General features: G+C 60.6%; 10 protein-coding genes. 3 read left to right on the top strand and 7 right to left on the bottom strand.

Annotated elements, in window-relative coordinates; genetic code table 11:
• Positions 1–200: 200 nt before the first annotated feature.
• Positions 201–1,748: a sensor domain-containing diguanylate cyclase gene (locus QOM10_RS17215; RefSeq protein ID WP_127928510.1), complete on the top strand. Its 1,548-nt coding sequence runs from the start codon at positions 201–203 to the stop codon at positions 1,746–1,748.
• Here QOM10_RS17215 and QOM10_RS17210 read toward each other — a convergent pair.
• From QOM10_RS17210 to QOM10_RS17195, 4 genes are all read right to left on the bottom strand, one after another.
• Positions 1,710–4,172, bottom strand: coding sequence for a PAS domain-containing protein (locus tag QOM10_RS17210; protein WP_316916603.1), 2,463 nt, complete (start codon positions 4,170–4,172; stop codon positions 1,710–1,712). The genes QOM10_RS17215 and QOM10_RS17210 overlap by 39 nt on opposite strands.
• A 127-nt stretch (positions 4,173–4,299) precedes the next feature.
• Entirely contained in the window at positions 4,300–5,838 is a 1,539-nt protein-coding gene (locus QOM10_RS17205; protein ID WP_316916602.1) for a cryptochrome/photolyase family protein, read from the bottom strand.
• Between the two features lie 279 nt (positions 5,839–6,117).
• Positions 6,118–7,242 (bottom strand): alkene reductase, encoded by a 1,125-nt coding sequence (locus QOM10_RS17200; protein ID WP_316916601.1) that lies wholly within the window; start codon positions 7,240–7,242, stop codon positions 6,118–6,120.
• 103 nt (positions 7,243–7,345) lie between these two features.
• Positions 7,346–8,023 (bottom strand): type 1 glutamine amidotransferase domain-containing protein, encoded by a 678-nt coding sequence (locus QOM10_RS17195; protein ID WP_150750924.1) that lies wholly within the window; start codon positions 8,021–8,023, stop codon positions 7,346–7,348.
• A 212-nt stretch (positions 8,024–8,235) separates the two neighbouring features.
• On the opposite strand from QOM10_RS17195, the gene QOM10_RS17190 reads away from it, so the two are divergent.
• Positions 8,236–8,820 carry a TetR/AcrR family transcriptional regulator gene (locus tag QOM10_RS17190; protein WP_122599598.1) on the top strand — a complete coding sequence of 195 codons (585 nt, stop codon included), beginning with the start codon at positions 8,236–8,238 and terminating at the stop codon, positions 8,818–8,820.
• A 167-nt stretch (positions 8,821–8,987) separates the two neighbouring features.
• Positions 8,988–11,114 (top strand): TonB-dependent siderophore receptor, encoded by a 2,127-nt coding sequence (locus QOM10_RS17185; protein WP_316916600.1) that lies wholly within the window; start codon positions 8,988–8,990, stop codon positions 11,112–11,114.
• 568 nt (positions 11,115–11,682) lie between these two features.
• On the opposite strand, the gene QOM10_RS17180 is transcribed toward QOM10_RS17185, so the two are convergent.
• From QOM10_RS17180 to QOM10_RS17170, 3 genes are read right to left on the bottom strand one after another with little or no spacing between them, the layout of a single operon-like run.
• Positions 11,683–12,639, bottom strand: a complete 957-nt coding sequence (locus QOM10_RS17180) for a 2-hydroxyacid dehydrogenase (RefSeq protein ID WP_150750927.1) — start codon at positions 12,637–12,639, stop codon at positions 11,683–11,685.
• A 32-nt stretch (positions 12,640–12,671) separates the two neighbouring features.
• The gene (locus tag QOM10_RS17175) at positions 12,672–13,430 is read right to left on the bottom strand and encodes an SDR family oxidoreductase (protein ID WP_150751071.1); all 759 of its coding nucleotides are present in this window, start codon (positions 13,428–13,430) and stop codon (positions 12,672–12,674) included.
• Between the two features lie 41 nt (positions 13,431–13,471).
• Positions 13,472–14,164: a fumarylacetoacetate hydrolase family protein gene (locus QOM10_RS17170; RefSeq protein WP_127928493.1), complete on the bottom strand. Its 693-nt coding sequence runs from the start codon at positions 14,162–14,164 to the stop codon at positions 13,472–13,474.
• Positions 14,165–14,173: the final 9 nt, after the last annotated feature.

The raw sequence follows: 14,173 nt of genomic DNA, 5'->3' as shown, positions 1-14,173 counted from the left end.
CCACGAATATAAGTTGCAGGCCGCCGCCGTGTCGTTGCGAAACAACGCCAAGGGGCTGAAAACGACGTTCCGTCATACGGTTGCTGCACGTTCGACGCGCTACTTGTATCCTTGCGCCGGTCGAGGACATACGACCGCTGTTATTGCCTTGAATCAGTAACGGCCGGAACGGGAAACCGGACTTTCCATTAGGTACTTTCGTGAAGCGTGATACCCACCTCGTCATCCTCTTGCTGCTGGTCATCGGCTGCTCTCTGGCGTCGCTGACCATCTGGAAAGTGCTGTCCTCGCGCGATCGCGCGCTGGAGGAAGTCAACGTGCACGGGTTGAACCTGACCCAGGCACTCGAGACCTATTCCGAAGGCATTGTCCGGCAAAGTTCGCTGCTGCTGCTCGGGCTGGTCGAGCGCCTGGAGACCGAAGGCAGTGGCCCCGCGCAGATTCAGCGGCTGGGTGCGCTGATCAACCGCCAGCAGCCGTTGATGCCACAAATGAGCGGGATCACCATCTATGACCGTCAGGGCCATTGGCTGATGTCGTCGAACCGACCGATCCCGGCGGGGGCCAACAGCAGTGATCGGGCCTACTTCATTCATCACCGCGACGACCCGAGCCGCGAACCCTTTATCGGGCCACCCATCCGTAGCCGTTCCAATCAGGAGTGGGTGATCACCGTCAGCCGCCGTTTCAATGATGATCACGGTGAGTTTGCCGGGGTCGTGGCCGTGACCTTGGGCGTGGAAAACTTTCTGCGTCTGTTCGGCAAACTCGATATCGGCCAGGACGGCGCCATAGGCTTGTCCTATACCGACGGCACATTGCTGGTTCGCTATCCTTTCCGCGAACAGGACATGGGCCGCAACTTTTCCAAGTCGCCGATCTACGCCAAGTACCTGGTCGATCAATCGGTCGGTACCGCGTCGTATACCTCCAGCCTGGATGGCGTCGAACGCCTCTATGCGTTCCGCAAAAGCGAGAAATTGCCGCTGATCACCACAGTCGCCATCGGCAAGCGTGAAGCGCTCACGGCGTGGCGAACCGAGGCGCTGTTGTCGGCGGTGGTGGTGGCGGGGCTGTTGGGGCTCACCGGTCTGATTGGCTGGTTCTTGATCCTCGATATCCGTCGCCGGACCCAGGTTGAAGGCGAACTGCGCATCGCTCAGCAGCAGTTGCTCGGCTCCAATCGGCAGCTGGAACTGTTGGCCATGAAGGATGCGCTGACCGGGCTGGCAAATCGGCGCTGCTTCGACGAAACCCTGGCCACAGAGGCGCGGCGGGCACAGCGCGACGGCTCGTCGCTGGCCTTGTTGATGATCGATATCGACTATTTCAAACGGTTCAATGACGCGCTTGGGCACGTTGCCGGTGACGCCTGTCTGCAGGCCGTCGGTCACGTGCTGGATGCGTGTGTGCGACGGCCGTCGGATCTGGTGGCGCGCTACGGTGGCGAAGAGTTCGCGGTGATCATGCCCGACACGGACATTGAAGGTGCTGCGGTAGTGGCGCAGCTGATTCTTCAGCGCTTGCAGCAGGAAAACATTGCCCACCCCACCAGTCCCGTGACCCGCGTGAGCCTGAGCATCGGCATCGCCGCTGCGCGTGGTTCACATCTGGACCCGGTGCAGGGGCTGATCGAGTGCGCTGATCAGGCGCTGTATCAAGCGAAGACGGCAGGGCGCAACAGGTTCATGAGGTTCGCTGCGCACCCTTCAATCGAAGTCGATGGTCAGCAGACCACTTACCCGTGACACCAACGTGTCGACGGCAAAGGGTTTGGTCAGCACCTGCATGCCCGGACCGAGCTGACCGTTGCCGATCACCGAGTTTTCCGCGTACCCGGTAATGAACAAGGTCTTGAGCTTCGGTCTGATTTGCCTGCCCGCATCGGCCATCTGCCGGCCGTTCATGCCGCCCGGCAAACCGACATCGGTAATGAGCAGATCGATGTGCGCGCTGGAGCGCAGTGCTTCCAGCCCTTCAACGCTGTCGGCCGCTTCGAGCAGGTTGTAACCGAGGTCGTTCAGCACGTCTTTGAGCAGCGTGCGAACGGTGGGTTCGTCGTCGACAATCAGGATGGTCTCGCCGGGCTTGGCCTGCAGGGTTGCCGAGCTTTTCGCGTCATCGTGATTGCGCTGCGTTTCGCCGAGATAGCGCGGCAGGTAAACGCACATGGTGGTGCCTTGACCCACAGTCGATTGCACCCGCACCTGCCCGCCGGATTGCTTGGTGAAACCGTAGATCATCGACAGCCCGAGCCCGGTGCCCTGGCCCAACGGTTTGGTGGTGAAAAACGGGTCGAAGGCCTTGGCGATCACTTCAGCGCTCATACCGGTACCGGTGTCGGCGACCGACAAGCACAGGTATTGCCCTTCGGGCATTTCCCGTACGCGCGCTGATTCATCATCCAGGGTTCGATTGGCGGTCTCGACGGTGATGCTGCCGCCATCGGGCATCGCATCGCGGGCGTTGATGCACAGGTTGAGCAGGGCGTTTTCCAGTTGGCTGGCATCGACCAGCGCCGGCCACAGATCGGCGGCGACGACCGTCTTCAGGCGAATGCTCGGGCCGACGGTGCGCTGGATCAGTTCGGTCATACCAGCAATCAGCGCGTTGACCTCAGTTGGCCGTGGATCGAGGGTCTGTCGCCGGGAGAAGGCCAGAAGGCGATGGGTCAGGGCGGTGGCGCGTTTGGCCGCGTCCTGAGCGATCAGCATGTATTTGTCGATGTCGTTCAGACGGCCTTGGCCGATGCGTTTTTCCATCAGTTCAAGGGAGGCGCAGATGCCTGCCAGCAGGTTGTTGAAGTCATGGGCCAGACCGCCGGTGAGTTGCCCGACCGCTTCCATTTTCTGCGATTGGCGCAACTTTTCTTCGGCCTGCATCAGGTCTGCGGTGCGCGCCGAGACCCGTTGTTCCAGTGTGTCGTTGAGCGCCTTTAACGCGGCGGTGACCCGGTCGCGCTCGGCTTCGACATTGCGCCGGTCTTCGACATCGATGAGCACGCCGGGAAAGCGTACAGGTGTGCCGTCTTCGGCGCACTCGACGCGTCCGTTCGCTTCAATCCAGGTGTATTGGCCATCCGCGCCGCGCACTCGGTATTGGTGCGAATAGGCACCTCCACGGGCAATGACTTCGTTGATCGCGGCTGTGAGTCCTTCCCGGTCATCCGGGTGAACGGTCATCACCACTTGCTCCAGGCTCAGACCGTCGAGACCCCAGGCCGGGTCGAGGTCGAACACCCGCGCGAAGGCTTCATCGACGCTGAAGCGATCGCTGGGCAAGTGCCAGTGCCAGGTGCCGATAATGGCGCCGGCGGCCAGGGCGAGTTGGACCCGTTCGACGTTTTCCCGAGCGACCGCTTCGCTGATGCGCAAACGCTCTTGCGCGTCGCGGCGCTCGGTGACATCGCTGAAGAAGATCGCAATCTGCCGATCGGCCGGGTCGCCGACACGCACGGCGCGCACATCGAACCAGCGTTCGAAGGTATTGGCGTAGTTCTCGAAGTTGGCCGGCTCGCCGGTCTTGGCCACATGGCCGTAGGTTTCGAACCAGAATTTCTCCAGGTTGGGCGCAAACTCGGTGACCCACTTGCCCCGCAGGTTGACCCCGGCCTGACGTTCGAACGCCGGGTTGGCCTCGACAAAGTAGTAATCGATGGGGTGGTCGTCGGCGTCGAATTTGACTTTGACGATGGCGAACGCCGCCTCGATGGTCTCCAGAATGGTGCTGAAGCGCTCTTCACTCTGGCGCAATGCGGTTTCGGCGCTGCGCGAGCGGGTCAGGTCGAGCATCGCACCGATCATGCGTTCGGCTTTGCCGTCGGCATTGCGGATCAGATGTCCGCGATCCAGGACTTCGGCGTATGAGCCATCGTGGCAGAGGAAGCGGTACTCAGCGCTCCAGGTCGTGCCAGAGCCGTCAATGGCCGAGCGAATCGAGGTTGTCACGCGCGAGCGATCCTGTGTGTGAATCTGCGCAAACCGCCAGTCACACGTCGGTTCTATGGCCGTTGATGCGTAGCCATACGCCTGTTGCAGCGAGTCGTTCCAGATGACCTGGTTGGTTTGCAGATCCCAGTCCCAAACGGCGTCGCAGGTCGCCTTGACGGCCAGACGCAGGCGCGTGACTTCGGACTCAAGCTCCTCGCGAGTAAGCTGTTTCAGGATGTTCACCCTTCATGCGTTGATGGTTGGCTTGCGTTCAATGGGTGTGTTTCAAGCCCTCTGCTTCACAAGCTTTGTGAGCCATTGACCCGGGGCCTCATGGTTAAGTTGCACGGGGATCAAGGCTCGCGCGCTTTCATAGCGATTCGCCGCGATCCAGTCTGTCGAGCAGCCCTTGCCCGCGGTGCCACAAAGCCTGCTGTTTTTCCGGCGGCATGCGATCGAGGTTTTTGTACATCATGCCCATGCGCTGATTGCCGCGCAGAAGGTCACCGTGGCGCATCAGAAAATGCCAGTACAGGGCGTTGAACGGGCAGGCGTTATCCGCCGTGGTTTCGCGCACCGAGTAAGCACAGTCGCGACAGTAGTCGGACATCCGGTTGATGTACTGACCGCTGGCGCAATAAGGCTTGGAACCGAGATAACCGCCGTCGGCGTGCATGACCATGCCGAGGGTGTTGGGCAGCTCGACCCAATCGAAAGCGTCCATATAAATCGCCAGATACCATTCACAGATCTGGCTCGGTGCGATGCCGGCGAGCAGGGCGAAATTGCCGGTCACCATCAGGCGCTGGATGTGATGGGCGTAGGCGTGTTTGAGGCTTTGGCCGATGGCCTGGCGCATGCAGTTCATTTTTGTGTCGCCGGTCCAGTAAAACTCTGGCAGGCGCCGCGTGTTACCGAAGGCATTGCCCTCGGCGTATTCCGGCATGTGCAGCCAATAAACGCCCCGCACATATTCGCGCCAGCCGATCAGTTGGCGGATGAAGCCTTCGGCGGCATTCAGGGCAATGTTGCCTGACCAATAGGCCGACTCCACGTCACTGCAGAGTTGACGCAGATCGAGCAAGCCAATGTTCAGCGCCGCGCTGATGCGCGCATGGAACAGATACGGTTCGTCGCTGGCCATGGCGTCCTGATAATCGCCGAACCCGGCCAGACCGTAATCGAGAAACCAGGCCCACAGCGCCTGGGCATCGGCGTGGGTCACCGGATAGTTGAAGTCATCCAGGCTGCCGTAGTGACTGGCGAAGCGTTCCTTGACCAGTGCGAGAACTTCGAGGGTGATTGCATCGTTGGCAAAACCAGCCGGGTAGGGCGCCTTTACCGTTTTCGGCAAGGGTTTGCGGTTGTCGGCATCAAAGTTCCAGGCGCCGCCGACCGGCGTGCCGTCACCATTGAGCAACAGACGACTTTTGCGGCGCATCTCGCGGTAGAAGAACTCCATGCGCAGCTGCTTTTTGCCAGCGGCCCAGGTACGAAACTCATCGCGGCTGCAGAGGAAACGGTTGTCGGCATGCCAGTGGATTGGCAAGCCACAATCCTTCAGTGATTGCTCCAGACGCCAGTCGCCGCATTGGGTCAGGTGCACCTCGTTCGCTTGCAGCAGCGCCTGCCAGCGCTTCAACTCGCCGGGCACCGAGCCGCTGTTCTGTGGGTCGTCGAGAGGCACGTAATGCACGTGGAAGCCTTGTTCTTTCAGTGCCTGAGCGAAGTGACGCATGGCGCTGAAGATCAGGGCGATCTTTTGCGGATGATGAGCAACGTGGCTGGCTTCTTCCATGACCTCGACCAGCAGCACACGATCCTGTTCGCGATCCAAGCCTGCCAATGAAGCCAGATCAAACGATAACTGGTCACCCAGAACGAGGCACAGCCGATGGGTTTTGTTCATTTCACGGATTCAGCGTAATGAGCAGCAGGCTGCCGAGTGGACGTTTAAACATCAAGTCCAGATAGTTGTACAGATTATAGTAGTTGTATAGGTTTTTGTGCGGTGAATATTCACATCCCCCTGTGGGAGCGAGCCTGCTCGCGAAGGCGTCGTCACATTCAACATTGTGAGTGACTGACCCGCCGCTTTCGCGAGCAGGCTCGCTCCCACAGGGGCTTGCACTCCGACTCGGATAAACGCTCCCGATATTTCGGGAGCGTTTATTTTGTCTTGAATGGCTTAGCCGGGAAAAACGGGGTAGTCGGTGTAGCCCTCGGCGGTGCCGCCATACACCGTCGCCGGATTCAGTGCATTCAACGGCCAGTCATTGGCAATGCGCGCCGGCAGATCGGGGTTGGCCATGAACGGGCGGCCGAAAGCGACGAAGTCTGCCAGCCCGGAACCGAGCAGTTGCGCGCCGGATTCCGCGGTGTAACGCCCGGCATAAATGATCGCGCCGCTGAAGGTGTCACGTACTGCCTGACGAAACGTGAGGGGCATCGCCGGGGCGTTGTCCCAGTCGGCTTCGGCAATCGACAGATAGGCGATGCCCACGTCCTGCAGCACTTTGATCGCTTCAATGTAAGTGCTGTGCGGATCCTCTTCGACCATGCCCAGGTAAGTGCGCGCTTCATCGGTGGTGGTAAACAGCGGCGCGAACCGTACGCCGACTTTTTCCTTGCCGATGCACTCGGCGACGCCGGCGACTACTTCCTTGAGAAAGCGCAGGCGGTTGTGCAGCGAACCACCGTACTGATCGTCGCGCAAATTGCTGTGGGCGGAGATGAACTGGTTCACCAGATAACCGTTGGCGCAGTGCAATTCGATGCCATCGAAACCCGCGTCCATGGCGTTGCGTGCGGCCTGGATGTACAGCTGAACCAGTTCCTGCACTTCATCGGTGCTCAGCGCGCGAGGTGCCGACGGCGGCACCAGCTCACCGGCGCCGGGCGCGGTTTCGATAAACACGCTGACCCGATCGGTCGCTACGGCGGAGGCCGAAACCGGCGCTGCGCCGTCGGGTTGCAGCGCGGTGTGGGAGACACGGCCGACGTGCCACAACTGGGCGAAAATCACCCCGTCCACGGCATGCACGGCCTCGGTGACTTTGCGCCAGCCGGCGATTTGCTCAGGCGTATGAATGCCCGGCGTCCACGCATAACCCTGGCCACGAGGTTCAATCTGCGTGCCTTCGGTGACCAGCAAACCCGCGCCGGCGCGCTGTTGGTAATACTCGGCCATCAGCTCATTGGCGACGTTGCCCGGTTGGGTGCTGCGCTGGCGGGTGAGGGGCGGCAGGACGATGCGGTTTTTCAGGGTGTGATGGCCGAGTTTGGCGGGGGTGAAGAAAGGGTTGTTGTTCATGAGTGACCTTTTTGCAGTTTATTAGACCAGTCGTCTATTAATCGGGTAAAAAAATAACGCCGGGCGAGACGCGCCCGGCGTTTGCAAGGGTTTTGCGCGGGTGTTAGCCCAGCATCTCCAGCAGCTTCTTGGCGACAGCGGCCGAGCTGGCAGGGTTCTGGCCAGTGACCAGTTGCCCGTCGGCGACCACATGAACCTGCCAGTCAGCCACTTTCGAATAATGGCCGCCGAGACGCTGGAACTCGTCCTCGATCAGGAACGGCACCACGTCTGTCAGGCCAACGGCCTCTTCTTCGGCATTGGTGAAACCGGTGACCTGGCGATGCTGGACCAGCGGTTTGCCGTCAGCGGTGAGGGCGTGACGCAACACCCCCGGCGCATGGCAGACAAAACCGTGGGGTTTGTTGGCGCGGTCAAACGCCTCGATCAACGCGATCGACTGCTGGTCTTCGGCCAGGTCCCACAGTGGGCCGTGGCCGCCCGGGTAGAACACCGCATCGAAATCCTCAGCGCTGACGTCGGCCAAGCGCCCGGTATTGGCCAGTGCCTGTTGCGCGGCGGAGTCTTTGCGGAAGCGATCAGTCTCGGCGGTCTGCGCATCGGGCTCATCGCTTTTCGGGTCCAGCGGCGGCTGGCCACCGGCCGGCGAGACCAGTGTGACGTCGGCGCCGGCGTCCTTGAAGGCGTAGTAGGGCGCGGCGAACTCTTCCAGCCAGAAGCCGGTTTTCTTGCCGGTGTTGCCGAGTTGATCGTGGGAAGTCAAAACCATCAGGATTTTCATAGAGCACCTTGAGTCGATCAGGTGTCTTCGATTGAGCGAAGGATTCGCACATCGGCCACACCGGTCAGAAAACGTTTGTCGGGGCGCAGCATAGATTCCAATTAGACCAGTCGTCTAGTAATTTTTTATCCTGCGGTTTTTCATCGACAGGTATGGCAAACTTCCGTTCCTCGAAATATACGACTGGTCTATTGCCTGGTAATGTGCGCCCCATGAAAGCGACCTACGACGACACCCGCCAACACTTGCTCGACACCGGCCACCGGATGATGGCCGAGAAGGGCTTCACCAGTGTCGGCCTCAACGAAATCCTGCAAACCGCCGGTGTGCCCAAGGGTTCGTTCTATCACTACTTCAAATCCAAAGAGTTGTACGGCCAGGCGTTGCTCGCGGATTACTTCGTCGGCTACCTCGCCGACATGGAGCGGCGCCTGACGCTGCCGGGGCTGAGCGCCTACGAGCGGTTGATGGATTACTGGCAGGGCTGGCAGAACCGCTGCACCCTCGAAGGCCACGGCGACGAATGTCTGGTGGTGAAACTCAGTGCCGAAGTCGCCGACTTGTCGGAGTCGATGCGCCTGACCTTGCGCGATGGCGCCGAGCAAGTGGTGGCGCGCATCACCCTGTGCATCGAGCAGGGCCAGGCTGAAAACAGTCTGCCCAAGGGCGATGCCCGGCATCTGGCGGAAACCTTGTATCAGTTGTGGTTGGGCGCCAGTTTGCTGAACAAGCTGCAGCGTACCGGGCAATCCCTGGATACTTCGATGGCAATGACGAAACAGCTTTTGCACGTTTGACCAAGGTTTTTTGTGCGATGCAATGGATGACACGCGTACTGGCACGCGGTCCGCTCAAACATACGAATGGGAATAAGTTTCAATAACGGAACACTTGGTATACCATCCGCGGCGCTTTGCTGGCGGTTTTACCCCTCGTTCTGGCCTATTCGTAAGGTTTTCATTTCATGCGTCGTACTCTGCTTTCAATTTGCGTGCTGCAGGCGTTGTCTTCTTCCTCATGGGCCGAACAGGCCGATTCAACATCCTCAGCGCTAGAGCTGGAGGCGACCGACGTGGTCGGCACGGCGGATTACGAGCGGGCCGACGGCCCGGTGCAGGGTTATCGCGCTACACGTTCCGCCAGCGCCACGCGCACCGACACCTCAATCCATGAAACCCCGCAATCGATCAGCGTAGTGACCAAAGATGCTGTCGAAGACCTCGGCGCCACCCGTCTGCAAGACGCGCTGGATTACGCCGGCGGCGTCGGCCGCGCGAACAATTTCGGCGGGCAGGGCCTGACCACATTCACCGTGCGTGGTTTCACCACCGGCGAGTTCTACCGCAACGGTTTCCCGATCAATCGCGGCTACCCGAACATGCCCGACGCCAACACCATCGAGCGTCTGGAAGTGCTGCGCGGGCCGGCGACGATGCTCTACGGCCGTGGCGATCCCGGCGGCACCTTCAATGTCGTTTCCAAGCAGCCGTTGCCCGAGCGCACGGTAACGTTGGGTAGTCAGTTGAACGATCAAGGCATGAAGCGCGGCACGCTGGACGCTTCCGGCCCGCTGGATGAAGAGGGGCGCCTGGCCTATCGACTCAACGTGGTGGGCGAGGGCGGCGATACCTTCCGCGATCACGTCGAGACCGAACGCTACGGCATCACGCCGGTGCTGACCTGGCAGGCCAGCGATGCCACGCGGGTGATCTTCGAGGGTGATTTCATGCGCAACAATCACCCGCTGGATCGTGGCGTGACGCGTTACGCCAAACAGATCGGCACCGCCTCGCGGGACACGTTCTTTGGCGAGAAAGACGCCGGCAAATTGCACAACGACAACAACATGGCGCAACTGCGTTTCGAACATCTGCTCAATGATGACTGGACGCTGGGCGGTGGCTTCCAGTGGCTCGACGGCTCGCTTGAGGGCAATGCGATCGAAGCCAACGGCATTGCCGATGACGGTCGAACCCTGGGGCGTAACTTCAACTACCGCAAACTTGAATGGACCGACAAGGACACTCAACTCAATCTGACCGGGCATTTCAGCACCGGTGGCTTGCAGCACACCTTGCTGACCGGCATCGAATACGAAGATTACGACTACAAGTCGATCATTCAGCGTTCCAGCGGCGCGGTCGGCGCCTACCCGATCGACATCTTCGATCCGGTTTACGGCCAACCGCGCCCGGCATTGACCCGCACCCCGACCCACGACAAGGAAAACCTCAAGACCTATGCCGCGTTCGTCCAGGATCAGGTGGCGTTGACCGAGCGTCTGAAGGTGCTGGCCGGGGCGCGTTTTGAGCGTTTCGAACACGACTATGAAACCTACGTGCCGGGCGGTAAAAACTGGCAGGCCAGTGATAACGCGGTGACTCCACGCGTCGGCGTGACCTACGACCTGACCGAGACGCTGGCGGTTTATGCGGACACCGCGCGCTCGTTCAAGCCCAATACCGGCGCGAGCCGCGTGGGCGGAGGCTTCGCCCCGGAGAAAGGCAAGTCCTACGAAATGGGCGTCAAGTGGGAAGCGCTGGATCATCAGTTGAGCATCGACGCAGCGATCTATCAGATCGAAAAACGCAACGTGTTGACCACCGACCCGGTGGACTCGACCTTCAGCGTGGCGGCCGGGGAAGTGCGCAGCCGTGGTTTCGACCTGAACGTCGCCGGCAACCTGACCCCCGAATGGCGGGTGATCGGCGGCTACGCCTACGTGGATGCCGAAGTGACCAAAGACAATGTGATCCGCTCGGGCACACGGTTGATGAACATTCCGCAAAACAGCTTCAGCCTGCTCAACGTTTACGAATTTCAGGACGGTGCATTCAAAGGCCTCGGCCTGGGCACCGGACTCAAGTACGTCGACGAGCGTGCTGGGCAAACCGCTAATACTGCGTTCTCGATGGACAGCTACACCGTCGTCGATTTGCTCGGCTTCTATAAGGTCAACGAGAAGGTGCGGCTTAATCTTGACGTGAAAAACCTGTTTGACCGGGATTATGAAGAGGGCGCGTTTGGTAATGTCTACGCCTATCCGGGTGCGCCGAGAACGGTGCAGGTGGGGATTTCCTATACCTTGTAAGCCGAGCTCGACGCTGCAACGGCTGCCCCTCACCCCAGCCCTCTCCCTGAGGGAGAGGGGGCCGACCGAGGTGTCTGGCGTTATGCATCGACCTGAAACATCGCGTCGATTATGGATTCATCGGTAATGCCTGACGGTAGTGGATTCACAGGCGCTATTGCACGTTGGCGCACATCGCCAACATCCCCCAATCGGTCCCTTTCCCTGCGGGAGAGGGGGCCGACCGAGGTGTCTTGCGCTATGCATCGACACGAAACATCGCGTCGATTATGGATTCATCGGTAATGCCTGACGGTAGTGGATTCACAGGCGCTATTGCACGTCGGCGCTCATCGCCAATATCCCCCAATCGGCTCCCTCTGCTGGGGGGCGAGGGAACCCACTGAGATGTCTTGCGCTATGCATCGACCTGAAAGATCGCGTCGATTACGGGTTCATCCGCAATGCTTGGCGGTCATGGATTCACAGACGCTATTGCACGTCGGCGCTCATCGCCAATATCCCCCAATCGGTTCCCTCTCCTGGGGGAGAGGGCTAGGGTGAGGGCAGCTGTTTCGGCACCTGCCACTTAACCAGTGACACAACCCTGCGGCGTCTTCCCGGCAAAGCTGTCCAGCAGACTCGCCACCACCATCTCACCCATGCGTGTGCGCGTCTGCAAGGTGGCGCTGGCGCGGTGCGGTTGCAGCACCACTTGCTCATTACCGAACAAGGCTTCCGGCACATTCGGTTCATCGACAAACACATCCAGCCCCGCACCGGCGATCTCGCCGGCAGCGAGTGCTGCCACCAAATCAGCCTCGTTGACCAGTTTGCCCCGTGCCACGTTGATCAGATAACCGTCCTTGCCCAAGGCCTGTAGTACGGAAGCATCGATGATGGCTTCAGCCTTGTCGGCAGCGGCGGCGAGAATCAGCGCATCGCTGTCGCGGGCCAACTGCTTGAGGTCGGCGACGAAAGTGTGGGGTGTATCGCTCATCGGTTGCAGGTCGGTGTAACTGATCGGACAGCCGAACGCCGCCGCTCGACTAGCCACCGCGCGGCCCACCCGGCCCATGCCGACAATACCGATACGCATGCCGGACACCTGACGCGCCAGCGGCAGCGGCGCCAGCGGTGTGGCGCTATGCGGCCATTGGCCCGAGCGTACATAGCGATCACTGGTACACAACCCGCGACACACGGAAATCAGCAGTCCGATGGCGAGGTCGGCGACGTCTTCGGTCAACGCGCCAATGGTCGCCGTCACGCGGATGCCGCGATCCCGAGCGTAAGCCAGGTCCACCGCATCGGTGCCGACGCCGTTGACCGCCACCACTTCAAGTTTCGGCAGTTGCGCCATGACGGCTTGGGTGATGCCGGTATGGCCACCGGTGATCACCCCGCGAATATTCGCGCCGTGCTCCTGTAAATACGCCTGTTTGTCCGCCTGCTGGAAATAGCGTCGGACCGTGAACAATTCGTCGAGACGCGTGTTGATTTCAGGAATCAGGATCGGGCTGAGCTGCAAGACTTCTGGCTTCATGTAAACCTCTCTTACCGAATAAAAAGGCCGGCTTAACCGCGGCCGGCAAACGGCATGGCGGTGGCCATGACGGTCATGTTCAGAACGTTGGCCGACAGCGGCAGGCCGGCGATGTAGCGCACGGCATCGGCGACATGCTTGACGTCGACCATCGGCTCCACGGCGATGCTGCCGTTGGCCTGACGTACACCTTTGGTCATGCGTACCGACATTTCGGTCAGGGCGTTGCCGATGTCGATCTGGCTGCAGGCGATGTTGAATTCGCGACCGTCCAGCGCCAGCGATTTGGTCAGCCCCAGCACCGCATGTTTGCTGGCGGTGTAGGCGCTGCTGAACGGGCGCGGAGTGTGTGCCGAAATCGAACCGTTATTGATGATGCGTCCGCCCTGTGGCTGTTGCCGGCGCATGAGGCCGAAGGCGCCACGGGCACACAGGAAAACCCCGTTGAGGTTGGTGTCGATCACGTTGCGCCACTGCTCGAACGTCAGTTCGTCCAAGGGCACAGCGGGGGCATTGACCCCGGCATTGTTGAAGACCACATCCAGACGCCCGTAGACCTCGGCAATGGTTGCGAACAGCGCATCGACACTGACCGGGTCACGCACATCGGTGGGCGCCGCGAGGGCTTCGTGCCCTTCGCTCGCCGCCAGTTCGACCAGCGCTTGCAACGGTTCCGGTCGGCGACCAGCAAGCACCAGGGTGTAACCGTCGGCCAGCAGGCCAAGCGCCACGGAGCGGCCGATTCCGCTGCCAGCGCCGGTGACCAGCGCGACTTTCAAAGGTTGAGTGATGGACATTTTGTTGTTCTCCTGTCTTCAAATCACTGCGGCGTTCAGGCCCGTGGGCCGACGCGCATTTCCAGTTGGCCGATACCGTCGATGCCGGCATTGATCACATCGCCGGGATGCAGCCCGTCGACGCCGGCCGGGCTGCCGGTCATGATCAGGTCGCCGGCCCTTAGCGCCACTGACTGGGAGATCCGGCTGATCACTTCAGCGACCGACCAGATCTGGCTGTCGAGACTGTCGCGCTGACGCTCCTGGCCGTTGACGTTCAGCCACAACTCACCTTCGGGATGGCCGGCGCGGGTCACTGGCACGATGGCGGTCATAGGCGCGGCGCCGTCAAAGACCTTGGCGCCTTCCCACGGCAAACCATTGCTCTTGGCGGCGCGCTGAATATCACGGCGGGTCAGGTCGAGGCCGGCGGCGTAGCCCCAGACATAAGCCAGCGCCTCGCTTTCGGGAATATTCGCGCCACCTTCACCGATGGCCACCACCAACTCGATTTCGTGGGCGAAATCCTCGGTCAGCGAAGGGAATGCCACCTCGCCGACGGCGTCGACGACGTTGCTGGCTGGTTTCATGAAAAACACCGGTGGCTGGCGCGACTGGCCGACGGCATCTGGCCACGGGTAATTGCGGCCGACACAAAATACCCGGCCAACGGGAAAACGTTGTTCACTGCCGACAACGGGCAAGGTCACGGGCAGATCCGGCGTGAAGACGTATTCAGTCATGTTCATCCTGTTATG

The organism is Pseudomonas sp. P108, assembly GCF_032613195.1.
Classification (GTDB): Bacteria; Pseudomonadota; Gammaproteobacteria; order Pseudomonadales; family Pseudomonadaceae; genus Aquipseudomonas.
The sequence above is the reverse complement of the archived record's forward strand: the minus strand, read 5'-3'. Positions and strand labels throughout refer to the sequence as shown.